This window comes from Cohnella sp. WQ 127256, assembly GCF_024519285.1.
GTDB lineage: Bacteria > Bacillota > Bacilli > Paenibacillales > Paenibacillaceae > Cohnella.
This window is the reverse complement of sequence record NZ_JAMZCY010000011.1, coordinates 84787-110059: the sequence shown is the minus strand read 5'-3', so window position 1 is coordinate 110059 and position 25273 is coordinate 84787. Positions and strand designations below refer to the sequence as shown.

Here is a 25273-nt window from a genome sequence, read left to right as displayed (position 1 = left end):
TACAGACCTTACACTGAGAACGTCTCAACCAATAACGATGCGAAACGAGGGGAAAAGATTGAGAAAAAAACATTTTGGAACAGTATTTGTTGCAGCAATATTGGCTTTGTTGATGGTGGTTGTCACAGCATGTGGTAGTGGGAATAAGGAGTCTTCTAGCAGCCCTGCAGATAGTACGCAAAGTGCTAGTCCTTCTGCACCTGAAGCAAGTCCTAGCGCAAGCCCAAGTGCATCTTTGGAGAAGATTAAAATTAAAGGAATTGGTCACGCAAGCTGGTTTAAGAGCGGTATGGATGAAGTCCTAATCGCAGCAGCTGAGAAAACAGGAATTGAATTGGAGTTAGAGAAAATTCCAGAGGGTATGGACGGCGTCAACCTAGTAAAAGCTCGCTTTGCTACTGGCGATAAGCCGGATCTACTATTCTATTACGCGGGGCTAGGAGATCAACAAGGCTTCGGTAAAATGTCCGATACATTCGTTAGCCAAGAGGATCAGCCGTGGATAACCAACTTTGACAAGAACTCATGGAAGGGTATTATGACCGCTCTTGAAGACGGTAAATATTATGGAGCTCCCTATGGCGGTTCGAATACAAGTGTAGTTCTCTATAACAAAAAGGTGTTTGCAAGCTTAGGACTTGAAGTGCCTACGACTATGGATGAATTCTGGAGCGTGAGCGAGGCGCTCAAGAAAGGCGGGAAAATTCCGGTATACCTTTCTGGTAAGGATGCTTGGACATTGCAATTGCCTGTGCAGCATGCACAAGCCACACCTTCAACGGCTGAGGTTCTCGCTAAGGTCGATGTAAATCAGGCGAAATTTACAGATTGGACAGCACGTAAGACAGGGCTGCAGTTCCTTAAGGATGTTACTTCAAAGGGTCTGACGAACAAAGATGTGCTGTCTGATACTTACGATAATGCACAAAAGGCTTTGGCAACAGGCGAGGCAGGCATGTATGTTATGGCGACTTGGGTTATGACTGACATCGCTAGTAAATTCCCGGATCAGACAGCAGATATTGGCGCATTCCTTATGCCTTACCAGGGCGCTGACGCTGACAAAAGCTATATTTTTGCACCGAATGCCGTCTTTGTGGTCAAAGGTAAAAATGAAGAAGCTGCACAGAAATTTGTTAACTTCTTCGAATCTCTAGAAGCGCAAAATATCTTCTTTGGCAAAGATGGAGGTATTCCGGCGATCAAAGGAGTAACTGTAACCTCATTAACACCGGCGGAGCTTGAAGCCAAAGCGCTATTGGATGCAGGTAAAGCGAGCGGCGATGGGTATGTTATGAAATACGATATTAATGCGGCGTTCCCAGCCTATTTGCAGGATATCATTATTGGTGGGAAAACTCCTGAGCAAGTGCTAGAAGCGCAACAAAAGGATTATGAAAAAGCAGCAAAAGCCAAGGATGATCCGAACTTCAAGTAAAGACATTAGAAAGAAAGGGAGGGAGTTCATTACTCACTCCCTTCCTTTTATATAGAGGTGCCACAAATGATTAAAAAAATGTATTATAGCTACTGGCTGCTGTTGCCTGGGTTACTGATTTTTGGTGTTTTCTTCATTTATCCGAGTCTGACGGGGTTTCATTATGCTTTTACGAATATGAACGAGAGCTTCAAATATACACGTTTTGTCGGATTTGATAATTTCAAATCCTTGCTTCAGGAGGAAGATCAGTTTATTGCTTTCAAGAATACCTTTATCTTCGCATTTATTACGACATTCTTTAAGATTGTTCTTGGCTTGCTGCTAGCGATGCTGGCCAACGTCAAGTTAAAGACAACACTCTTTTTCCGGTCGATGCTTTTTTTCCCGGTTATACTCAGCACATTGGCGGTATCGCTCGTATTTAATGCCATGTTACATCCTAGTAGAGGGCTCTTAAATGTGTTTCTGGAAGCCATTCATTTGGATATGCTGACTCGTTCATGGCTGACAGATCCACATATTGTTATCTTTGCCGTATGTTTTGTGGAGATTTGGAAGTGGACCGGTTTAACGATGATCCTGTTCTTAGCAGCATTACAGACGATTCCTCAGGAGTTGAAGGAGTCGGCGATGGTTGAGGGGGTTAACTCCTGGCAAATGTTCAGACATATTACGCTTCCCTTGATCATGCCAATCGTCAATACAAACGTTATTCTCAGTGTAATCGGCGGCTTGAAGGTATTTGATATCGTATATGCCTTGACTGGGGGGGGACCGGGGAATTCATCTCAGGTTATTAACACCATTGTATTTAAGAACTTTGCTGCAGGCAGAAATGGGGAAGCTACAGCAGCAAATGTCATGTTGTTCCTCATCGTCCTGGTGATTGTGCTGCTAGTTAATAAGGTGCTGAACCGGAAGGAAGAAGGGTGAGCATATGAGAAGATGGCAAAAAAGACTACTAGAACTGATCTCCCTGGTACTAAGTGGAATTATAGCAGTACCCTTATTCATGGTTATAGTGAATTCTCTTAAGAATCAGAGTGATGCAGCAGATTTAAAATTAACACTGCCTAATGATTGGTCAGGGTTTAATAATTATACTGAGGTTTTTAGAATTGCACGTATTCCTCAAGCGTTCTTGATTACGCTTCTCATAACAGTGGTATCTGTTGTCCTTATTATTGTGGTTTGTTCAGTCGCTGCTTTTGTCATCGAACGTAGGGACAGCCGCTTTATGCGACTCTTGCAGCACATTCTGATTGCAGGAATGATTCTTCCTGGCTCTATTATTACGACCTATTATTTAATGCAATCGCTGCATCTCATTCGAACTTATACGGGCGTTATTCTACTTTATGTAGCTAGCAATTTTCCGTTTATGACTTATCTGTATATTTCATTCCTTCGTGGTGTGCCTAAAGAACTGGACGAAGCGGCGATTATCGATGGAATTGGAAGGTTTAAATTGTTCTTTAAGATTCTGTTTCCTCTATTAAAGCCAGTGAATGCATCCGTTATTATCCTTGCTTCAATGAACATTTGGAATGATTTCCAAACTCCGTTTTATTTTCTTAATACGGCAAGTCGATTTACGTTAAGCATGACGATTTATTTCTTCTTCGGCCAACATTCTAGCGATTGGAATTTGGTGTTTGCTGATATTGTAATCGTATCTTTGCCGGTAATTTTGCTCTATTTATTTATGCAAAAATATATTGTCTCGGGTCTTACGGCTGGTGCAGTCAAGGGTTAATAGGGATAGCTATTCATTATAAGAGTAATGGGAGGCGTTTTCTCAGATGATGCAGGCTATGAAAATTGTGAAAAATAAACTTCTAACGGTATCACTCGTTATTGCCGTATTGGTGGCTACTTTGCCATCTTATGCTGTTAATGCTGAAGCTAACAAGGGGATCGATTCGCCAACAGTACAATCAACATCAGAATACTTATGGCTAGAAGGAGAGAATGCACAAACCTACGACGGAGGATATCAAGTTGTAGGTGAAGCCGCTTCCAGCGGAGCTAGTTTTCTGAAATTATATACTCATGATGCGAATACCATCGCTACAGCGGATTATCAATTGGATATTCCAGCAACGGCTAAATATGATATTTGGGTATTGGGTACGCCTGGAGATAACATATGGCTGTCGGGTTACAATTGGAAGTTAGATACAGGTGCTTACAGTGCTGCTGGCTCATTTTACGGAGAAAGCGTATTTACTACACCGGATGGCATGCCATTCTATTGGATTAAGCTCAGCTCAACTGATTTGGAGCAGGGTCAGCACGACTTAGGGTTTCTAACGGATACCCCGAGACAGGGCACGCCGGACGGGTTATATTCGCAAGGAATTGATGCAGTGGTGGCAGTGCCACAGGCATGGAAATGGACACCCAATGGATTGGAACAGCCTAAGGATTCGGTTATTCCTGAAGTTGATTCTCTGTGGGTAGAAGGAGAGAATGCGCAAGCCTTCAACGGAGGATATCAAGTCGCGGGTGAAGGCGCCTCCAGCGGAGCTAGTTATTTGAAATTATATACTTCTGAAGCAAATACGGTCGCTTCAGCGGATTACCAATTGGATATTCCAGCAACGGCTAAATATGATGTTTGGGTATTGGGTACGCCTGGGGATAACGTGTGGTTATCGGGTTACAAGTGGAAGCTAGATACAGGTGCTTACAGCGCTGTTGGCGAAGCCTTCGGAGAAAGCGTGTTTGGTACACCAGAAGGCATGCCCTTCTATTGGATTAAGCTAAGCTCAATCGATTTGGAGCAGGGTCAGCACGACTTGGGATTTCTAACGGATACCCCGAGACAGGCCACGCCGGACGGTTTATATTCGCAAGGAATTGATGCAGTGGTAGCTGTGCCAAAGGCATGGGAATGGACACCCAATGGATTGGAACATCCTGCACCAAAACCAATAATTCCTCCTAAATATGTCTGGATGGAAGGTGAAGCTGCTTCTATAACTGGAGAGTATCGTTCGAAATATAACTCTAAGGCAAGCGACAAGCAAATTCTCGAAATGTATACAATGACACCGGGAGCTAAGGGGACAGCGGACTATGAGTTTGATATTCCTGAGGCCGGAAACTATTCCATCTGGGTATTGGCTTCTCCTGGAGACAACCCATGGTTATCCCCGTTTAAGTGGAAGCTGGACTCATCGAGCTATAAGTTCGTCGACTCCTCTTCAGCCAATACGGTGTATGTCACACCGGAAGGATTGCCTATGGCATGGCAAAAGCTAGCTGTATCTGAATTAAGTCAGGGCCAGCATTCGCTCGGGTTCTTAACGGATACGCCAAGGCAAGCCTCTCAAGATGGCTTGTATTCACAAGCTATCGATGCTTGGGTTATCGTTCCGGATTCGTGGGGATGGTCTCCGAAAGGCCTCAATAAACCGTTCAATGGGCAAGAAGTGAAATTTAGTTATATTGGCGGTGAACTAGATAAGACAAATGTGCACAGAGAGGATATATTGACCGTCACCACTACGAATAAGGTGGAAGCAGATTTTAACAGCGAGCTTTACTTCTTTGCCGATTTGGTACTTAACGAAGAAGTCGTATCACGTGACGTTGTCAGCTCAATTAAGAAGAGCTGGACGAATGGAGAAGAAAACGTTCAGACGATGCATTTGAAAATTCCATTTAATGCACCCGATGGCTCTTACGAGGTAAGAACTGGAATCGTCGATATTCCTTACACGAATGCGCCGGAAGGAAACGATTCCGTACTCGTCAAGTCATTCACCATGGGTACATCTCAAGGCGATGCGCCGGAGCTTAAGGCAGAAATAATAGAATGGATTGTACCCCAACAAATGAGTCACGAGGTGACCTTGCAGGGAGCGGCATCATTCCAGTTGCTGCAAGCTGTAGATTTTGATACGACAGCCTATCTAAGCTTCTGGAAAGATGATGTGTTGTGGGGGGTATCGGAGCTTGCTTCGGTGAGTACATCTAGCTTGCCCGTTGGTGAAAATAAGGAAGTCATGTTCGATTTTCAGCTTCCCAAAGATATGCCCGCCGCGAGCTATATTGTAAAATTTGGACTTCATAAGTTGCAAACGGTACCATCGACACCGATCTCGACTGTTGTTTCCGCCACAGTCTCGAGCGATGGCTACAAACCGCTCACGAATGGTAGCTTTATTGACAAGAAGCTAGGGGAAACCCACTTTTGGTATGCAGATCAAAACCATACGATGATATGGGATGGGGTACCGTTTATTCCAATCGGGGGTTTGTTTACCTCAGACTATTTGATTTATTTCTCCACAACGGATGCTGCTGCCAACAAAGCGCATTGGGAAGATGATAAGCAGGTTTTACAATATATGAAGGCTCATGGATTAAAGGATTTGTATATCAATGCCGTCGTGCATGGAGCTGGAATACCTGCATGGGCATGGCAGTGGCTACTCGATTATTTAGATGAAGAAGGATTTACTTATGGTATTCAATTTAATGCGATCAACCATGGGGATGAGGAGGAGACGGTTCAGACTGCGTATATGCCTAGGGCGAGTGATGGGGCTACGCCACTTAAGGCAGCCAGTGGTGGACAAATCTTGAAAATGTACACTAAAATTCCGGGCTCTAAAGGCACAGCAGATTATTCGTTTAATGTACCTGCTTCGGGGAAATATGAGATTTGGGTGCTAGGCACGCCGAATGATAAATCCTATGTATCCTCTTACCAGTGGAAGCTTGACAGCGGGTCCTATCAATCATCCGGAGATGCATCAGGCGACCCGGTATATAGTACCATTGAGAGTTTACCGTTCGGATGGCATAAGCTCAATTCTGTGGAGCTAGCAAGCGGGGCACATTCACTGGGTTTCTTGACTAACACACCGAGACAGAGTGTCATTGACGGCTTATACTCCCAAGGGCTCGACGCGATTGCGGTTGTACCTGAAGCTTGGGCATGGACACCGAGCGGAATCGCTAAACCCAATCATCCAATTAGTGACTATGCCTGGATTGAAGCCGAATCAGGGAACGTTACAGGAGCCTACTTATCAGGTTGGTTAAAAGTAGAGAATATTACCCAAAGTGGCGAAGTGTCTCTCACCGTTCCATCCGCCAACGTTCAGAATGCCGTATCGCCAGCTTCGAGCTTTAGCATAACGGCTATATCTAATTTGTTTACAGTCATTAACCCTAAGACAGGTGAAGTGGTCGCCTCGGGCAAAGGGACGGTGGCGAAGCAAAGTGGCAGTATGCTTGAATTTAAGGCGGATGTCACACTGCCGATTCAAAGCGAGGGCGGTTATACCGTCTACTTCACACCACAGGTGAAATATAACAGTCAAGTACTGGTCAATATTTGGGATAAGGGAGATCTCTTTATTGATAAAATCAAGAGCAATGTTAGTAAGTTAAAGCTCGGACCCAACTTCCGGCTTTTCGTAGACCCGGTCAATAATGAATCGGGTGTGTATGCTGAGAACGAGAGTATGTTGATAGATTCGCCTGTGTATCGTGCTCAATTTACAACGTGGCTGAACAATCGTTACTCCACAATTGAGGATTTGAATGAGGCATGGAAGATGCTGACACCGCTTCCTTCCTACGAAACAGCAGCCCGTCTCGTTCCTATTGTGAGGGGGGAGAGGGAAGAAGCTTGGAAAAACCAGCTTTTACTAGTCGATTCAGAATCTCCTGATGTTACGTATAAGTCGGATGCCTATCAGGGCCGACTGTGGGACGATTATGCGGATTTCCGTGACGAATCCTTTAACGATTATCAAATGAAGGTTGCCGACGCTATTAATGAAATTGTTTCCATACCCGTTATTTATAAATACGTTTCAAGCTTTAGAAAGTATTTTATCAACCATAAACAATCTGGTGGATTTCAAGGCATAGGCGGAGAAGTGTACGGGAATTCCGAGTATTTGGTAAGGGAGCGGGCAGGATATCCTTACTCGGCAGCTGAACAGTCCGCGCAAACGATGTGGCTGATTACAACCGAAACACAGTTAGATGAGAACATGGAACAGAAGTATAATTCGGGTGTGAAAGGCTACCCTGATCAGCAAACGATGTACAACCATTTCGATAACTTGATCAAGAGTGGCTCTAAAGGCATTTATGATTTCTTGCTCAATTGTAGCTATCATACTGCCTGTACGGAAGCTTATGCCTACTACACAGCCAAGCCTATTCAATTTGAATGGCTAGAACAATATCGGACGAATCTATTAGCTCCAGATTCGTTAGATGAACTAGTTGCTTATCGTCCAGAGGTTTATTATGCCTATCCCGCAGGAGAAATGTGGTGGGGGCCCAACAGACGTAATGTTGTATTACCGGGAAATGATTATCAAGGTGGAGCGACGCTCACGACTGCAAATGACAAATGGGTGCTGCCTACATTCGATCCGAAGGTAAAAACCGATGTGATGCTCGTCAGTCTCGAGGATGATCCAGCAACGACAGTTTATGGAAAGGCATTACTAGAATTGGGAAGCCTAAAGGATGGTCAGCGGGATACCGTATATATGGGTTATCGCCGTAATTTGGGTGCGTTACCGGAGATTGATAGCTATTTTACGAACGAGTTTACAACGTTGGAGGACGGGACGGTCGTTCAGGTTCTTAATCCGCAGGCAAGTCCTACTTCTAAGATTGTTTATCAAACGGCCGCAGGCAAAGTATGGGGTCTCAGAGACGGGAACTTGTGGATTATTGGGGATACAAATTGGATACAAAGCTTTGAAGGCAAAGAGCCGAAAGGAACGGCCAAGTACATTGATCAGTTGGATTTTGCAGCTGTAAATGGTACAACGCCGACACCAACGCCGACGCCGACACAAGCACCAGCACCAACACAAACAAGCAACAATAGTAATAAAACAAGTCGTTTTGTGGTCGATGGGGGTAGGGTGATTGTAGAGCTTGGTAGCAATGAAACTATCTTTTCAGTACCCATGGAGCAAGTGGGTAATCTTCCTGTGCAGGTGAAATCGGGAGCAGCCGTATTTACGATTAATCCAGCTGTACTTAGTAGGCTATCGAAGCAGGCTGGGTTAACATCAGGCGCTATTCTCGAGGTTCAAATGTTACCTGTAACCGATCTGAACATCTCGAACTCTCCGGTACTGGGAGGGAAAGCGCGAGTAGTCGTTGCAGGCCAAGTTTATGAGCTTAGCATTACCTTAACGAAGCTAGACGGAACTGTTTATACAGCCAAACAAGTATCGGGTGACGTGGAAATCACACTGCCTTTTACAACTGGATTAGATCAAGATCTTCTAGGCATTTATTACTACAACGAGTCTACTAAGCGATGGGAGTATGTAGGCGGAACGGTAGATAGGGTTACGAATACGATAAAGGTCAAGCTGAAGCATCTTAGTAAATACGCAGTGCTGGAGTATAAGAAGACTTTCGAGGATGTTCCAGCAGCTCATTGGGCAGCTAGAACACTTCAGGTGTTAGCAGCGAAGCATCTTGTAACTGGAGTGACTGACTCCTTATTCAAACCTGCAGCCTTGACGACTCGAGCAGAATTCACTGCGCTTCTGGTGCGGGCATTAGATCTTGAGCTCTCAGACATTGCTACAGGATTTAAGGATGTCAAAGTGGATTCGTGGTACGCGAAAAGCGTTCAAGCTGCTGTAGCGGCGGGTATTGTTACAGGAATAAGCGAAGATAGTTTCGGGCCGAATCAACCCATCACACGTGCAGAAATAGCGGTTCTGATGGGAAGAGCGCTTAAGTTAACAGGGAATACCTATAGCAGTGATCTGTTCTCCGATGCGCAAGAAATACCGAGCTGGGCAGTGGCTTATGTAACGGAGCTTAAGCTTGCAGGCCTTGTACAAGGTAGAACAAACAATCGTTTCGCACCACAGGAAAAGGCAACGAGGGCGGAAGCTGCAACCTTTATATTTGCCGTCATCAAGGATAAGAACTAAGACAGTTAGGGTGGTGGCCTCATAGCCTTTTGTGAGGCCGCTCCTCCACTTCAATTAAAGTAGCTCATTTAGATAACAGGGTACTCATCATAAATACGAGGTGTTAGTATGTCAGAAACAGGCTTCATTCCTTTTGGTTTTCAGTATTATCGTTCCCCAACTCCTTACCGGGATCAATGGGAAGAGGATCTACGCAACCTATCCCAAATGGGATTTAACTGTGTAAAGTTCTGGGTGCAGTGGCGGGCGAGTCATCCAGCCGAAAATTCCTTTGTGTTTGACGATATCCGAGAGCTAATGGATATAGCCGACCGTTATGGATTAAAGGTTGTGCTCAACACCCTATTTGATGTCGCTCCAGCGTGGTTTTATAAGAAATATCCAGATTCCAAAATGATCACATCAGATGGAACTGTTATTGAACCGAGAGCATTAAGTTACCGACAAATAGGTGGAGCCCCAGGTCCTTGTTATCATCATGCGCCGGGACAATTGGAGAAAGACAAGTTTTTAGCGGAAGCGGTAAAGGCGTTTAGAGATCATCCTGCTTTGTGGGTATGGGACTTATGGAACGAACCTGAGCTGACAGCAGGAATTAAACGTGAGCTATCATTTGATAATCAGGTTTGTTATTGCGAGCATTCTTTGCAAGCATTCGGAGGATGGCTGGAGCATAAATATGGCACACTTGAAGCACTTAATTACAAATGGCAGCGTACCTACCAGGATTGGGAGGAAATTGAACCCCCCCGTGGACAAGCTGTATTTAACGATATGGTCGATTGGCGCTTGTTTATGTCAGATGCATTAACAGATGACTTGAAATGTCGTGTAGCGGTAGTCAAGCAATTCGATTCAGTTCACCCTGTCATGGTGCACACCGTTCCCTCTCCGATTTTTAATCTCATTACAGCGGGGTCGGATGATTTCAAATTGGCGGAGCCTTGCGACTTATTCGGTAATAGCTTGGGATCGTCGGCCTGGTCAGCGGACCTCTTGATCTCAGCGGCGAAGGGAAAGCCGATTATTAATTCGGAAATTCATGCGTTACCTGGAAATACTGCACTCAAACCGCAAAAGCTTCCATGGCAAGAGCTGAAAAAGCATATATTAATCCCACTTGCTAGAGGAATTAGTGGTTTTCTATTCTGGCAATACCGTCCGGAAGTGCTTGGACATGAGGCGCCAGCATGGGGAAGTACTTACCTGGATGGAAGTGAGACACCATGGTTAAGGGAAATGGCGAGCTTAAACGAGAAGATTCAAGCGAATCGCATGCCATTACTCTGTTCGTGCAGACCGTCTGATGGAATCGCCATATTGTTCAGCTCGGAAAACCAAATTGCTAATTTCTCCGTCTATGCGCATTTGGATACCTATACAGATTCCGTACAGGGAGCACACAAGCTTCTGCATGATTTGAATTATAAGGTCGAATTTATTCATGACCATGATATTTCAAAAGAGGTATTGGCCGGGTATAAATGCCTGTGGATGCCTTATCCTCTCTATTTAAACAAACAAATGACGGATGTGATTCGTGAGTGGGTAAGTGAAGGTGGAATTCTTCTATCCGAATGCTCCTTTGGAGCCTTGCAAGCGGAGGATGGCACGCATAGCTATCAAGTGCCTGGTTATGGATTTGATGAGGTATTTGGAATACGTGAAACATGGATTCATTCTATAGAAAATTTAGATCATAGTTATCATAATGTTACGGTTCAATCCAAGCAGAAAATTCCATTGAACAGTGTGATGGGAAATGATTCTGCTCAAGGTTCATACTACAAAACGGAAATTGAGTTACTAAGGGATGTAAGGGTTGCCGCAACATTCAGTGAAGATAGCTCGGCTGCTGTAACTGTTGCAGATTATGGGAAAGGGAAAGCGGTCTGGGTAGGCACATTATTGGGCGCATCCTATTGGCAAGAAGAGGATAGGGATACGCTTAACTTTATGCGAAAAATACTTGAGGAAGAGCTTGGTTTGGAGCCTTATGTGAAGGTTCATGGCGGTCAGGCTCGTGCAGATGTTCTGGAGTGGAAGCATGATGGTCAAGATGGCGCCTTTCTATTTGTTCATAACACGACGAATAGGGATACGGAGTTTACGGTGAGTTTGCCTTTCACTTATGACCGAGTAACGCCATGGTTTCCAGAAGGAGCTAATACCATAGTGGAGAGGGATGTTAACGATTCTATACGATTCTCCCTAAAAGCAGGGGATATCCAAGTGTTTACAATAGAACGGATGGAGACTTGAACAATGATGACTATGAATTGGCAAGCCAAGTGGATTTGGGGAGATGGGGAAGAAAGCCCTCGTAATGAATGGAGATGCTTCCGTAAAACGTTCGACGTATCGGCTGCAGCCGAGTCTAGCTCAGGAGCGAAATTACGAATTACGGCTGATTCACGTTATGTCCTGTACGTAAATGGGACGAGGCTTGGGCGGGGACCTGTTCGCTCATGGCCGTTCGAGCAGTCTTATGATACTTACGAAGTTAGTCATCTTCTAAAGGTTGGCGAAGAAAATACGATTGCTGTGCTCGTCATGCACTTTGGGTTGTCGACGTTCTACTATGTCCGAGGGCGGGGAGGTTTGTTAGTTGAGCTTAATGATGCGGATGGTGATGTCGTCGTCGCGACCGACACGACTTGGCTGACCTCGCGTCATCTTGGACAGCATCCACGAGCACCAAGGATGTCGGTTCAGCAAGCATTCTCAGAATATGTTGATACCACAGCATGGGATTCATCATGGATGGAGCTAGCAGATAACAATACGGGATGGTCGAATGCGATCACTCTTGGCTCAGTTGGTATGGCGCCTTGGACGACACTTAAGCCCAGGGATATCCCGATGCTGACGGACGAGACGGTGTACCCCGTGCGGGTTGAGTCATTGGCGAAGGTGAGATCGTTCCATGCGACAACAGCGATTGATGTTCGGAATGCGCTGAACGATGGCAGTGAGGACCATGCGAATAGGATTGAATTTACGGGGTTCGTGGTGACTGCGATTCGCGCAAATTGTGCGGGCGCAGTAACACTTGGTTTTCTGCAGGGGGGAGAATGCTTTCGTGAGCTGTCCATTAATGGTGAAGTGATCTCTCAGGACCGGATATATGGAACGATTCCCGAACGCTATATGGATGTTAACCTGAACGAAGGGGATAACCTGCTCATCATCGATGTATCTGGTAGCCTCCATGCCGGCAAAATGCAGTTCGGTATATACGGAGAAGAAAGTGGGGAATTGTCATTCGTTGCCCCTTTAGAACTGCTAGCTGATCATTCTGCATCCACCTTCTTCCGGATCGGTCCATTCGATGCTATCATTCCGATTGATCATCAGCCCGATCGAGCGCTCGATTGGAAGCATCCGACCTATCTTGAATTGCTCGGTGAGCTGAAACGACCAGAGGATTTGGAGCGATTCGTGAATTGGATAAGCCCAATTGATCCGAAGTACGTGTCCGAGGTCGATGTGTTCGCACTAAGTGTTTGGCGTAAAGAGAACGTGAAATTTGCGGTGCCCGCACAGCTTCAGAACGCCATCATTCCGAATACTGAGGCGGGAATCGTGCCCTTATTCGAAGGCTACGATACCGAGGTGCTGTTCGATCTGGGCAAGGAATATTCCGGGTATCTATCATTCGAAGTTGAGGCGGAGGCTGGAACGGTACTTGATTGGTACGGATTCGAATACCTGTCTGGACAATATCGACAGGATACGTTCGATCTAGATCATACGCTCCGTTACGTATGCCATGAAGGTAGACAAGTGTATGAGACACCTATTCGCCGTGGCTTCCGTTACTTGGCGTTGACGGTGCGTGGGGCAAAGGTACCGGTACGTATTTATGGCGTGACCTTCATTCAAAGCAACTATCCGATGGCCGAAATTGGGCGGTTTGAATGCTCTGACGCACTTCTGAACGATATCTGGGAAATAAGCCGTCATACAACAAAGCTGTGTATGGAAGACACATTCGTTGATTGTCCGGCTTATGAACAAACGTTCTGGGTCGGCGACAGCCGCAACGAAGCGCTTGTAAGCAATTACTTGTATGGGGTGCAGGATATTCTGAAGCGTTGCTTACGACTTGTTCCAGGATCCAAGCACCAATCACCGCTCTATGTGAACCAAGTGCCGAGCGGATGGAGTAGTGTGATCCCGAATTGGACGTTCTTCTGGGCGATCGCTTGTGCGGAATATTACGAGCAAACCGGGGATGAAGCGTTCGCGGTGGAGATGTATGAAGCTATTCGTTACACGGCTGAGCATTATTTGCTCAAGATTGACGAACGTGGCTTGTTTAATGTAGAAGGCTGGAACATGCTAGATTGGTCGCCAATCGACCAGCCGAACGAGGGTGTTGTCACGCATCAGAACATGTTCTTGGTTCAGACGTTACACGTAGCTGCACTGATGGGGAGGATTGCGAAGGATGAGGGAGGCACTGCGAAATTCGAAGCAGCGGCTAACGATCTTGCGAGTGCAATCAATGAGCAGCTGTGGGATGAAGAGAAGAAGGCGTATATCGATTGCATCCATGCGGATGGTCGTCGCTCCGAAAGCCTTAGCATACATTCGCAGGTTGTAGCCTCACTTACGGGAGTCGTTCAGGGAGAGCGCAAGCAGATCATCGATGCCTATCTCGTTCAACCGCCTGAGCAGTTTGTGCAAATCGGTAGTCCATTTATGTCCTTCTTCTATTATGAGGCGTTGGCCAAGCTGGGTGAGGTTCGTCTCATCTTGGACGATATCCGCCACCACTATGGCACGATGATCCGTCATGGCGCGACTACGTGCTGGGAGCAATATCCGAACTTCCTCGAGAATCGGGCTAATCCGGATATGCTAACGCGCAGTCACTGCCATGCGTGGTCGTCTGCCCCAGCCTATTTCTTAGGTCGTGAGGTGCTTGGCGTGAGGAGTTTGACGACGGGTTGGACCGAAGTTGAAATTTCACCTGTTCCATGCGGACTTACATGGGCGAAGGGCAGTGTTCCGCACCCAGCAGGAGGACGGATTGATGTTTCATGGACCGTTGATGAGAGTAACCGGACGATTCAGCTTAACGTGTCCTATCCGGAAGGGATGATGGCTCGCATCCGGTTGCCGGAAGGCTATACTGGATCGATCACGGAAATGAAGCTAGGAATCTTATAAGCTTAGCTGTGATTTTAATGAAGAGGGACTCCAAGTCTGCACTTACCTTGGAGTCTCTCTTGTCGTTTTGGTACTTGTGTTTGCCTTCTCCGAATATTCCTGCGCTTGGCGGATCACACGATTGTTTTAGTTAATAATCATTATTTTTATTTTAAATCCCCTTGAATGTATCAGTGACACATAATAGTATTAAATGTATCAGTATATATCTATTATGATAAATTGATTCAGAGGAGTGTCGGAATGGCCCATTTAAAGCTGGGAATCAACCTTGGTTTTGCAATCAATAAGTATGTTGAGCCTGAAGTGTGGACGCGTATTGTAGCTGAAGATTTAGGGATCAAATACGTTCAATTCGTCGCCGATTTGTTGAACGTCTTTCTACCTCCTGACATTGTGGACCGCCAAGTAGAGAGGATCAATGTGTGTACACAGAAGCACGATCTTGCAATCACGAGTACGTTTACGAGTGCATTCACGCGTGTTAATCACTTCATGCACCCGGATGCGGATATCCGCAAAGCATGGTTGAACTGGTTTAAGAGATTCGCAGATATCTCTGTTCAGATGGGAGCGAGAACGACAGGAAGTCACTTTGGCATACTCACCTTTGCTGATTATGACGATGTTCAGCGCAGGGAATATATCATCGAAGAAGGGATTAAGAATTGGCAGGAGCTTAGCTGGTACTGTAAGGAGCTTGGCATGGAATATTTGAATTTCGAGCCGATGTCTATTCCGCGGGAAATGGCGAATACGGTCGAGGATACCAAGGAGCTATTGGCGAGATTAAACGATGGCGCCGGAATTCCCTTCAAGGTATGTCTGGACGTAGGGCACGCTCCCCATCCGAATGATCGGGATCCGTATCGGTGGGTTAGGGAGCTCGGCAGCGTCTCGCCAATCATCCATATCCAGCAAACTGAGAAGGACCACAGTCGGCATTGGCCATTCACGGAAGAATACAATAAGCTCGGCATCATTCATGGTGAGCCATTGATCGAAGCCATTGAACAATCGGGTGCAACGGATGCGGAAATTATCTTCGAGCTTTCCCATCGGGAAGCGTGGTCGACTGAATTCAGGATTATCCAAGATCACATAGAGTCGGTAAACTACTGGCGCCAATTTATCAAGAACTAAGTAGCACGGATATAAGATTGGAGGAGGAAGGATGAAGGGCTGCGTACTGCATGGACTCGGAGATTTGCGCGTGGAGGAAGTCGAGACTCCCACACCTAAAGAGGGCGAAGTACTTCTGCAGATCAAAGCATGTGGGGTCTGCGGATCCGACATTCCGCGGGTATTTACTAAGGGAACCTACCGATTTCCCACAATACCCGGGCATGAATTCTCCGGGATAGTCGTACAAGCGGGAAAAGGTGTTGATCCCAGCTGGATCGGAAGAAGAGCAGCAGTCTTTCCTTTGCTGCCTTGTCGCAAATGCGCTTCTTGCGAGATTGGTGAATTCGCCCAGTGTGAGGACTACGATTACATGGGTTCGCGGCGAGATGGTGCTTTCGCTGAATTCATCTGCATCCCAATATGGAATTTGGTCGCTGCGCCCGATACGTTGTCCTATGAGGAATTAGCCATGGTTGAGCCTGCGGCAGTAGCCGTACATGCTTTGCGGCAAGCTGGAATTGGCATCGGCGATCAGGTTCTGATCAGCGGAGCCGGTCCGATTGGCATGATGCTGGCATTGTGGGCCAGAGCCTGGGGGGCATCCCGTGTATTGCTTGCAGATATTGATCCAGCTAAGCTTGATTTTGCCGTAGGTCTGGGGTTCCCCGATGTATGCAATCCCTTACAGGGCGACATACAGAAGTGGGTATACGGGCTAACAGGACGAGGCGTAGATGTATCGGTAGAGGGAGCCGGAAGCGCGGTTTCATGGGAAAATTGTCTGAAGTCAACGCGGAACCTAGGTAAGGTAGTGTTGATGGGCAATCCAACCGGGGGCATGAGCCTGACACAGGAAGGCTATTGGGAAATTCTCCGTAAGCAGCTTACGCTAAGCGGCACTTGGAATTCCTCCTACTCGGACATTCCAAGGAACGAGTGGAAGCTAGCCGTCGATTATATGGCAGCGGGCAAGCTGGATTTGAAGCCCCTCATTAGCCACAAGCTTGCGCTTGAGGGGGTCTATGAGGGAATGGTTATGATGCGTGACCGTAAAGGTTTCTTTAACAAAGTCATGTATGTCAATTCTAACGAATCCATAAAGGTGGAGAAGGATAAATGATGAAAGCAGCTGTTTTAGAGCAATTAGAGCAAATGGTCGTAAAGGAAGTGGAAAGACCATCCGTAGATGAGGACAGTATTCTGATGAAGGTCGAGGCTGTGGGTATCTGCGGTTCGGATATCCGGATATTCCGCCATGGGAATAACAGGGTGACACTTCCGCAAGTGCTTGGACATGAGTCTGCGGGACGGATTGTTGAATTAGGCCAAAATGTAACAAAGTTCAAAATAGGAGATCGAATTTCTCTGGGTGCGGACGTACCCTGCGGGGAATGTATCTTCTGCGAGGCTGGAATCGGTAACAATTGCCAGATTAACTATGCTATGGGCTACCAATTCGCGGGCAGCTTCGCAGAATATGTACTTCTGAACAAGACGATGGTGAATTACGGTCCGATCCACAAGATACCGGATCATATCTCCTATGAGGAGGCCGCTCTGGCCGAACCGCTCGCTTGCGTTCTAAATGCCTTGGAGCTATCGAACATTAAGCTGGGGGATTCAGTCGTTGTTATCGGTGCAGGTCCGATCGGCTGCATGATTATAGAGGTTGCGAAGCTGATGGGTGCCACGAAGGTGATCCTCGTGCAACGTTCCAGACCCCGGCTGGAGACGGCAAAGCAGTTCGGTGCACATGCTTATATCTGTTCATCTGAGGAGAACGCCATCGAACGGGTATTGGAGGAAACGGGCGGACTGGGAGCAGACGTGGTCATCACTTCGAACCCGTCACCGGAAGCACAGGTAGATGCGATCTATATGGCGAAAAATCGCGCACGGGTGAACTTCTTCGGCGGTCTACCTAAGGGGAAATCGATGGTTACGCTAGATACCAATATTATTCATTACAAAGAGCTGTTCGTTCACGGGGCGCACGGTTCATTACCTGCTCATCATCAGAAAGCAATTGATTTAATCGGCTCCGGCGTTATTGATATGAAGCGTTATATCTCTCATCGGTATCCCCTTGATGAGATTAACCAAGCGATAAGCGCGGCAGAAGATCATGTCGGGATGCGGGTTATCGTGCAACCGTAAGCCTTAATAGATAAGGAGGTGCAGTTATGGGAGGCAGAATATCACCGTCTATCATGTGCGCAGATTTCAGAAATTTGGAGACAACGATAAGAGCATTGGAGCGGGCGCGTGTTGATTATTTACACGTGGACATCATGGATGGTAGCTTCGTGCCTAATTTTACCCTCGGTCCAGACTTTATGAATAGTGTCAGAGAGATGACGGACATCCCGTTCGATATTCACCTGATGATCAACCGGCCAGAGGATTTTCTTCCGATCTTCACGATTCGTCCTGGTGATATCGTATCGGTCCATCAGGAAGCCACGATTCATCTGCAACGAACGCTTCAGCGGATTAGAGACACGGGGGCCAAGGTTTCGGTCGCTTTAAATCCTTCCACACCGATTTATACGCTAGACGATATTCTTGACGATATCGATATCGTATTGATTATGACGGTTAATCCGGGGTTCGCTGGTCAGAAGCTTGTCCCTGCCACTCTAGGAAAGATCCATAAATTGAAGCAATATCTTCAACAAAACGACCATTCGCATATCGAGATTGAAGTAGATGGCAACGTTAGCTGTGAGAATGCGCAGAAAATGCGCTTGGCGGGTGCGGATATATTCGTGGCAGGCACCTCGAGTATTTTTAAGAAGGATCAGGATTTATACGAATTGACGGAGCAGTTCCGCGAGTATATTACGTGAGGTGAAGGCGATATGTTGGACAGGGCTTATCAGGAGTTTGAGAAACGGCAGCAGGACAGAGGCATCTCGCTGAATGGAATCAAAGAAAAGCTGAAAATGCTGCAAATCGAGACGCCCTCATGGGGATATAGCGATCAAGGGACGCGATTCAGAACATTTAAGCAGCCTGGAGCAGCCCGTACAGTGGATGAGAGAATACAGGATGCAGCTAAGGTACATGAAGTAACGGGACTATGCCCAAGTGTAGCCATTCACATTCCGTGGGACAAGGTCGACGACTATAGCCAATTAAGTAACAGGGCAGCTTCTTTGGGTATTACTATTGGAGCCGTTAACCCGAATTTATTTCAGGATGAAGATTACATGCTGGGCAGTATATGTAACCATGATTCGAGAGTAAGAAGCAAAGCCGTTGCCCATCTGATTGAGTGCGTGGACGTCGCAAGGGCCGTAAAGTCCCGAGATATCAGCTTGTGGTTTGCAGACGGTACGAATTATCCAGGACAGGCTGATCTTAGAAGGAGAAAAGGGTACATGGAGGAAGCGCTTGCGGAGATGTACCGGTCAATGGATCCTCACATGCGTATGCTGATCGAATACAAATTTTTTGAGCCGGCCTTCTATCATACGGATCTGGCAGACTGGGGAATGGCGTATCAATTGGCTCATAAGCTAGGACCTCAGGCAGAGGTGCTGGTGGACACCGGACATCATGCCCAAGGTACGAACGTGGAGCATATCGTCGCTTATTTACTAGACGAGAGGCGGCTTGGAGGCTTTCATTTCAATGCTCGTAAATATGCGGACGATGATCTTATCGTTGGATCGATGAACCCTTACGAGCTCTTCCTAATCTTCCATCAGATCTTATCAGCAGAACGAGATCAAGCTCATCCGCTTGTTCAAGAAAATGCCCGAAATATCGCCTATATGATTGACCAAAGTCATAATATCGAGCCGAAGATTCCTGCCATGATCCGTTCCGTACTCAATGTTCAGTACCAATATGTCAAGGCATTGCTTGTTAATTGGGATTTGCTAGCAGAAGCGCAAGATCGCGGTGACGTTCTTGCTGCGGAAGCGGTCGTCAGAGAGGCTTTCGAACAAGATCCGACGCCGCTCCTACATGCTGTTCGTGAGGAAATGGGCATTGCCCCCGATCCGATGAAGGCGTATTTGGAAAGCGGATATGCGGAGAAATTGCTGCAATTGCGTTGATTAGTCGATCCAGAAGCATTATGTTAGTATCAGTGATACATTGCTGATGAAGGATGAGCGGATATGCACAAAAACATAAAGGAACAGCTGATTAAAGGACCTATCGCGTTATATGAGCAAATGCGTCAGAAGGTAATGGCTTTAATTGTTGAAAGACAACTGAAGCCTCATGACCCGGTTCCGTCAGAGGGAGAGCTTGCCGATCTATTTGGCGTAAGCCGAAGAACAAGCAAACAGGCTCTCGAGCTTCTCGCCAAGGAAGGTATTCTCTATCGCTTGCCTCGAAGAGGGACTTTCCTTGCAGAGAATACAGAGACTATGCTTAAAAATGCATCCCTGTCAGGAATGTCGCTGGTGCCCCAGCAAGCGGTCGTCATTGTTGTTCCTATGCTGGATGAGTTTATTGGCTTGGTTGTTACTGCGTTTCTACAGGAAGGAGCTTTCCATGGTTGGGAAGTACTCATCCGAGTGACGGGTAACGATCTTGAGCAAGAGGACGAAATCTTAAGGGAGGTTAGCAGCGGGGGAAGGGTACGGGGGATTGTGCTATTTCCGGGTGAGCGGAGGATGTGTGGGCAAGAAGTATTACGGCTCCATCTGAACGATTTTCCAGTCGTTATTATCGACCGGGTGTTTCGTGAAGTGGACATTACGGCGATCTACCATGATCATTTCCAGGGTGCTTACGAGATGACCAAGTATTTAATCGACAAAGGACACCGTAATGTAGGTTTTATTTCTGAGCCGATTTCGGGCATCATGAGCAGGGAAGACCGCTATTATGGATTTATTCAAGCTCAGCTTGATGCCGAGATCCCCTTTATGATCAATGCCATCATCTCGGATTGGGATAACGAACAGAAGGATTCTAGCAAATTAGCTCGTTTTTTTGAGCAGAACCCAGAGATGACGGCTCTATTCTGTTCGAATGACTTAGTCGCCATTCAAGTGATGAATATAGCCGAAGAATTAGGTCGTAAAATTCCGGAAGACTTATCCGTAGTCGGATTTACAGACCTGATGATTTCAAGAGTGGGCAGAGTTTCGCTAACGACTGTAATGAAGTCCCCAGAGGAATTAGGCAAAAAAGCTTTCGATTTACTCCTTCAGAAGATGGCCTCAGAGGGTAGCAGAATTGAAAGCGTTAAGCTTCCTACACAGATTATTGAACGTGGAAGTGTTCGGCAAGTGATATTGTAGTTAATAAACCCGCCAATTAAACATGGCGGGTTTATAGTCTGTTTAGCTATAAATACAATCGCTTCATAACGGACCGAATGTACAACGGATCATCAAAGAAGCGAGAAGCCGTAATAATCATCGCATTCTGCGGTTATTTGGAGTGGATGAACATTTAGATGTTCGTGCAAATTCTGGATTTCTGGATGCGGATGAGCAGCTTTGGGCTCAATGGGCTGCTGACGATAAAGCCGCTATTTCATTATAGAAGTTGTCTTGCATTCATGATAAGATAACAGCAAATTACAAACTCGGATGTGAAGCAAACGCCACTCGTTCTCCTCAAAGGAGAATGGAGTGGCGTTTTGTGTTTTCTGTAAGAAATCTGCGGCTCAATATCTAAATGATTGGTCGATCTCTATCAAGTCCAATCTAAAATAACGCCAAGCTTCGCCTGTTTCGAATCCAATATTAAATCCCATGCTTCCTTTGCCTGTTCGACAGGAAAGCGATGTGTAATAAGTGATGTGGTTTGAAGCCAACCTTCTGTGATCCCTTGCAAGGTCTCATCCATAGCTTCTTGGCTCCAACCGGATGGACAATGCAAGGTGACTTTTTTGGTGCGCAGCATTTGGATATCAATTCGACCATCCTCGCCGAGAAATCCAGCCGAAACTAAGTGACAGCCGTACTGCGCTAATGAAATTAATTCTGTTACCGTTGCTAATGATCCCACCGTATCCACAATGATCGAGAATGTACCCGTAATAACATCCTGTAGAGCTTCTTTAATAGAAGAACTTTTCGTATTCACTTTATGAATATCTTCAGGGAGTAAGTCCAAGCGGTCATTATGTCTACCCAGTACAATGACATGAGCTCCACGATGCATGAGAGTTTGGGCAGCCCATTGCCCAACCATCCCATCTCCGATAACGACTGCATAATCGCCTTTGTTAACGGGTGGACACATGCCACAGTTATAACCCACCTGAGTCAGTACGAGCCCGGAATAAGCAATAGGATCAGCATTAGTCGGTAGCTTCCATACCTGGCTTTCATGGGTGACAGCAGGACTGACATGTCCTCCAGTCGAATCAAACATCCCATTTACCTTGCTTATCGTAGCAAAGACTCGCTCACCCAATGTAAAGCCTTGCACATTTTTGCCCAGTGAAGTGATTGTGCCCACCTTCTGATACCCTGCTACTAGTGGAAAAGGGAGCGGATCTCCATTCCTGAACGGTGTTTCCCCATCTGTTCTCTCCCCTCGGAGAAAAGAGGACTCCGTTCCATTGCTAATCCAAGAATGCTCAATGTCTATCATCATCTCATCATCTTGTGGAGCAGGTATGCTGACATCTTGATAGGCTACCTTCAGCTTTTCAGTAAAAACGACCCCTTTTCCTATCATAGGGATTCACCATTAACGGATGTTACTTCAAAGTCCTCTTGGGGGTGGAAATAAACCTTAATCGCTTTTTGATCTCTTAGTAGCTGCACCGCTTCATGATATTTAGTAAAGGAACCATGATGGGTTTGGATGCACTCCATGTTTAAGCCCTTATTCGCCACCAAGTCGATTAACAAATCATGATCTCGTTGTACAAGTCCACGATATTTGTAAGATTCCAGCTTAAAGCCTTTGAACCACAAATGGTCGGCGTATTTCAATTCCCCTCGTAATACTCCAAAAATAACGACATGCTCCTCTACAAAATGGAATAGATTTTGCACGGAAGGTGCTGCCCCTACACAGTCGTAACCGAGGTCGAACTTCTCAGTGGTCAACTCGCTAACTAGCTTGGCTTCAGCAAGACCAAGATCATGGATGAACTGAACACGGTCTTGGTTTAAGTCTATTCCAACTACACGTGAAGCTCCCCATAATCTGGCCATTTGTACGGCTAGAATCCCTGCAGGTCCAAGACCTGAAATGAGTATAGATTTCCCTTTCAAATCCCCAAGCTGCATCATTCCGATCATGACGCATTTAAGCAGTTCAAATGAAACAGCTTGTTTATAAGTAATGGATTCGGGTAGCTTCAGTAACTCCTCTTCTCTAAAGCAAACATATTGCGCATAGGCACCTGGAGCATCTCCATTATGTTCAAGCGCTGCAACACGATCACCTACTTTAAATTTACGGATTCCACTTCCAATCGCTTTAACTACACCCGCCATTTCATGTCCGGGAAAACCGTATGGCAATGGATACTCGGGAGCCTTCGAATAATCGAACATATTAACTCCGCCAAGCATATTGATGTCCCAGCGTGGACAAGTAGAAACAATTTGCAGCTCCACGAGTATTTCGAAGTCTTTGACATCAGGGATGGCGGTCTCAATGATTGAATACTGATCTTTTCCTTCAATAAGCAATGCTTTCATATAAAAGCTCCATTCTGTAGCTGAAGTGTGGATATCATTCCAACTTCATTGTAAGAAATATCTCCTTCGAAGTATTTGTTAAATCTTGCTTGAATTCACGTAAACAGCAGTTAAATTCTACTTATTCAGCACCTACATACACTTATGATTTATATAATATTTCACTCAATGACAGATATGAACTCAAAAAGGGTTTACAAGCGATTCGGTTTTAACTAATGTTAGGCATAAAGATGTGGGTGGAAAAGAGAGGTGGGATAAAATGAGGTTAAGAAATTATGGTAACGTCTATCATGATTCTACTGTTTCAAATACACCTGAATACAAAACGGGCGGCATACATCCTACCTATGAATTACTTTATCTTGCATCGGGTTCTTTCCAGCTACATTGGTTAGGTGAACAGTACGAGGTCTCGCCGTCTTCTCTATTTATTTTAACGCCCAATACCCCTCATGACTTAATCATCCACTCCAAAAATGCTGTTTTTTGGTATATTGAATTAACGGGTGTTGAGGAAGAGCCATATCTCTCGAAATTACAAAATATTTTATTATGGAATAGATTACAATCCGGATTCGATCCCCACTTCACATTGTCCCCTCTCATGCAGCTATGTCTCAATGAAATCAGCCAAATGCTGGACATGAACATTCACGATCAGCCCTATGGCGAACAATTACTACTACTGAATGTGCAAAAAATTCTACTCCTGGTTAGGGGGACGCTCGAGCTGTACGGAAAAGATAGGAGTAACAGCACTGTACTACTATCAGGCTATTCTTTGAGCAAAGAAGTGATCAAAACGTTAGCTAGTTACATGGAATCCACCTATAAAAGCAAAATTACATTAAATGATTTAACGCGTATTAGTAATTTTCAGGCTACCTACTTAATTAAAAGATTCAAAGAGGAAACGGGATTTACTCCGATTGATTACTTATTGGAGCTACGCATGGAAGCAGCCAAAACGTACTTATCCACTACGGAAATGCCGATCCAAAAGGTAGCGGAAGAAGCAGGCTACCCCAATATCCATCACTTTAGTGGAGAATTCAAACGAAAAACAGGTCTAAGTCCAACGAACTGGCGCAAGCAGAAATAATCATTCGAATAGATAATATTCTGCAAATACTTTCCTACTTTATTGAGGTAAACTGATCTTAATTTAGGATTAGATAACTAAGGGAGTAGGCCATTTATGAGTAAACATGAATTCCCACGACTTCATCAACGGTTGAAGGATAAGTCCGAGAATCCAGGATCAAGAACGGTGTTATATGTTGCCATAGGGGACAGTGTCACCCAAGGATGCCTAGGCCCTAATGAGATTGAGCATGAACAAGTCTATCATGAGCTTTTGCGTCGTCGAGTGGAGAAACATTATCCTGAAGCTAATTTTAATGTCATTAATTCAGGTGTCAGCGGAGATACAGCGGAGCAATCCAGATCACGTTGGGAGCGTGATGTCCTCCTATACAAGCCAGATTTAGTGACTATTTGCTTTGGCCTCAACGATTGTCATATGGGCGAAGCAGGAATAGATACGTATATAACAGCTATTGGTGACCTCATTAATCGAATACGGAGAGAGACAGAAGCAGAAATACTTATCTTATCCACGATTATGATGCTAAAAACAGATAATCCAAACGTCCCAGACATTTATCAATCTATGGTTCCTGATTTTATCCGCCTTTTTGAAGAGGGTACTTTATTAAAATATAACAATGCGCTTCGTAACTACGCTGCTGATAATGCTATCCCTTTGCTTGATATATATGCGATCTGGGAGCAGATGGATCAAGCAGGCGTTGATATTCATACACGCTTGTCGAATGGAATCAATCACCCGGATATTGCCTTTCATCAACAGTTGGCTGGTGAGCTTGAAGCTAAGCTGTTGGTGTAACCAATCGCTCGATTGTGGACTTTATTAAATA

Annotated in this window: 16 protein-coding genes; 14 read left to right on the top strand and 2 right to left on the bottom strand. The window is 45.7% G+C overall.

The window, feature by feature from the left end; genetic code table 11:
• Positions 1-58: 58 nt before the first annotated feature.
• The 12 genes from M1K58_RS26580 to M1K58_RS26525 all read left to right on the top strand — a co-directional run bounded on the left by M1K58_RS26580 (position 59) and on the right by M1K58_RS26525 (position 20960).
• Positions 59-1438: an ABC transporter substrate-binding protein gene (locus M1K58_RS26580; RefSeq protein WP_256761925.1), complete on the top strand. Its 1380-nt coding sequence runs from the start codon at positions 59-61 to the stop codon at positions 1436-1438.
• 66 nt (positions 1439-1504) lie between these two features.
• A complete protein-coding gene (locus M1K58_RS26575; RefSeq protein WP_256761924.1) occupies positions 1505-2374 on the top strand; it encodes a carbohydrate ABC transporter permease in 870 nt (289 codons plus the stop codon).
• 4 nt (positions 2375-2378) lie between these two features.
• Positions 2379-3197 carry a carbohydrate ABC transporter permease gene (locus M1K58_RS26570; protein ID WP_256761923.1) on the top strand — a complete coding sequence of 273 codons (819 nt, stop codon included), beginning with the start codon at positions 2379-2381 and terminating at the stop codon, positions 3195-3197.
• A 46-nt stretch (positions 3198-3243) separates the two neighbouring features.
• Positions 3244-9390, top strand: a complete 6147-nt coding sequence (locus M1K58_RS26565; RefSeq protein ID WP_256761922.1) for an S-layer homology domain-containing protein — start codon at positions 3244-3246, stop codon at positions 9388-9390.
• Between the two features lie 108 nt (positions 9391-9498).
• Entirely contained in the window at positions 9499-11652 is a 2154-nt protein-coding gene (locus M1K58_RS26560) for a beta-galactosidase (protein ID WP_256761921.1), read from the top strand.
• Between the two features lie 3 nt (positions 11653-11655).
• On the top strand, positions 11656-14568 hold the full coding sequence (locus M1K58_RS26555) for a family 78 glycoside hydrolase catalytic domain (RefSeq protein WP_256761920.1): 2913 nt from the start codon (positions 11656-11658) through the stop codon (positions 14566-14568).
• Between the two features lie 243 nt (positions 14569-14811).
• Positions 14812-15711 (top strand): sugar phosphate isomerase/epimerase family protein, encoded by a 900-nt coding sequence (locus M1K58_RS26550; protein WP_256761919.1) that lies wholly within the window; start codon positions 14812-14814, stop codon positions 15709-15711.
• A 31-nt stretch (positions 15712-15742) separates the two neighbouring features.
• Complete coding sequence (locus M1K58_RS26545; protein ID WP_256761918.1) at positions 15743-16813, top strand: galactitol-1-phosphate 5-dehydrogenase; 1071 nt, start codon at positions 15743-15745, stop codon at positions 16811-16813.
• Entirely contained in the window at positions 16810-17850 is a 1041-nt protein-coding gene (locus M1K58_RS26540) for a zinc-dependent dehydrogenase (RefSeq protein ID WP_256761917.1), read from the top strand. Before M1K58_RS26545 ends, M1K58_RS26540 begins: the two co-directional genes overlap by 4 nt.
• 26 nt (positions 17851-17876) lie before the next feature.
• The gene (rpe, locus tag M1K58_RS26535; protein WP_256761916.1) at positions 17877-18542 is read left to right on the top strand and encodes a ribulose-phosphate 3-epimerase; all 666 of its coding nucleotides are present in this window, start codon (positions 17877-17879) and stop codon (positions 18540-18542) included.
• 12 nt (positions 18543-18554) lie between these two features.
• Positions 18555-19760 (top strand): L-rhamnose isomerase, encoded by a 1206-nt coding sequence (gene rhaI, locus M1K58_RS26530; protein WP_256761915.1) that lies wholly within the window; start codon positions 18555-18557, stop codon positions 19758-19760.
• Between the two features lie 63 nt (positions 19761-19823).
• A complete protein-coding gene (locus tag M1K58_RS26525; RefSeq protein ID WP_256761914.1) occupies positions 19824-20960 on the top strand; it encodes a substrate-binding domain-containing protein in 1137 nt (378 codons plus the stop codon).
• Between the two features lie 400 nt (positions 20961-21360).
• Here M1K58_RS26525 and M1K58_RS26520 read toward each other — a convergent pair whose 3' ends face one another.
• Together M1K58_RS26520 and M1K58_RS26515 are read right to left on the bottom strand one after the other, a co-directional pair.
• Positions 21361-22353: a zinc-binding dehydrogenase gene (locus M1K58_RS26520; RefSeq protein ID WP_256761913.1), complete on the bottom strand. Its 993-nt coding sequence runs from the start codon at positions 22351-22353 to the stop codon at positions 21361-21363.
• Positions 22350-23330: a zinc-dependent alcohol dehydrogenase gene (locus tag M1K58_RS26515; protein WP_256761912.1), complete on the bottom strand. Its 981-nt coding sequence runs from the start codon at positions 23328-23330 to the stop codon at positions 22350-22352. The genes M1K58_RS26520 and M1K58_RS26515 overlap by 4 nt, the downstream gene beginning before the upstream one ends.
• Positions 23331-23592: 262 nt before the next feature.
• On the opposite strand from M1K58_RS26515, the gene M1K58_RS26510 reads away from it, so the two are divergent.
• A complete protein-coding gene (locus tag M1K58_RS26510) occupies positions 23593-24435 on the top strand; it encodes an AraC family transcriptional regulator (RefSeq protein WP_256761911.1) in 843 nt (280 codons plus the stop codon).
• A gap of 96 nt (positions 24436-24531) precedes the next feature.
• Positions 24532-25242 (top strand): SGNH/GDSL hydrolase family protein, encoded by a 711-nt coding sequence (locus M1K58_RS26505; RefSeq protein ID WP_256761910.1) that lies wholly within the window; start codon positions 24532-24534, stop codon positions 25240-25242.
• Positions 25243-25273: the final 31 nt, after the last annotated feature.

Bases quoted from the DNA above. Each gene is read 5' to 3' on its own strand.
- M1K58_RS26575 (WP_256761924.1), top strand. From the start codon at position 1,505: ATGATTAAAAAAATGTATTATAGCTACTGGCTGCTGTTGCCTGGGTTA.
- M1K58_RS26570 (WP_256761923.1), top strand. From the start codon at position 2,379: ATGAGAAGATGGCAAAAAAGACTACTAGAACTGATCTCCCTGGTACTA.
- M1K58_RS26565 (WP_256761922.1), top strand. From the start codon at position 3,244: ATGATGCAGGCTATGAAAATTGTGAAAAATAAACTTCTAACGGTATCA.
- M1K58_RS26560 (WP_256761921.1), top strand. From the start codon at position 9,499: ATGTCAGAAACAGGCTTCATTCCTTTTGGTTTTCAGTATTATCGTTCC.
- M1K58_RS26555 (WP_256761920.1), top strand. From the start codon at position 11,656: ATGATGACTATGAATTGGCAAGCCAAGTGGATTTGGGGAGATGGGGAA.
- M1K58_RS26550 (WP_256761919.1), top strand. From the start codon at position 14,812: ATGGCCCATTTAAAGCTGGGAATCAACCTTGGTTTTGCAATCAATAAG.
- M1K58_RS26545 (WP_256761918.1), top strand. From the start codon at position 15,743: ATGAAGGGCTGCGTACTGCATGGACTCGGAGATTTGCGCGTGGAGGAA.
- M1K58_RS26540 (WP_256761917.1), top strand. From the start codon at position 16,810: ATGATGAAAGCAGCTGTTTTAGAGCAATTAGAGCAAATGGTCGTAAAG.
- rpe (WP_256761916.1), top strand. From the start codon at position 17,877: ATGGGAGGCAGAATATCACCGTCTATCATGTGCGCAGATTTCAGAAAT.
- rhaI (WP_256761915.1), top strand. From the start codon at position 18,555: ATGTTGGACAGGGCTTATCAGGAGTTTGAGAAACGGCAGCAGGACAGA.
- M1K58_RS26525 (WP_256761914.1), top strand. From the start codon at position 19,824: ATGCACAAAAACATAAAGGAACAGCTGATTAAAGGACCTATCGCGTTA.
- M1K58_RS26520 (WP_256761913.1), bottom strand. From the start codon at position 22,353: ATGATAGGAAAAGGGGTCGTTTTTACTGAAAAGCTGAAGGTAGCCTAT.
- M1K58_RS26515 (WP_256761912.1), bottom strand. From the start codon at position 23,330: ATGAAAGCATTGCTTATTGAAGGAAAAGATCAGTATTCAATCATTGAG.
- M1K58_RS26510 (WP_256761911.1), top strand. From the start codon at position 23,593: ATGAGGTTAAGAAATTATGGTAACGTCTATCATGATTCTACTGTTTCA.
- M1K58_RS26505 (WP_256761910.1), top strand. From the start codon at position 24,532: ATGAGTAAACATGAATTCCCACGACTTCATCAACGGTTGAAGGATAAG.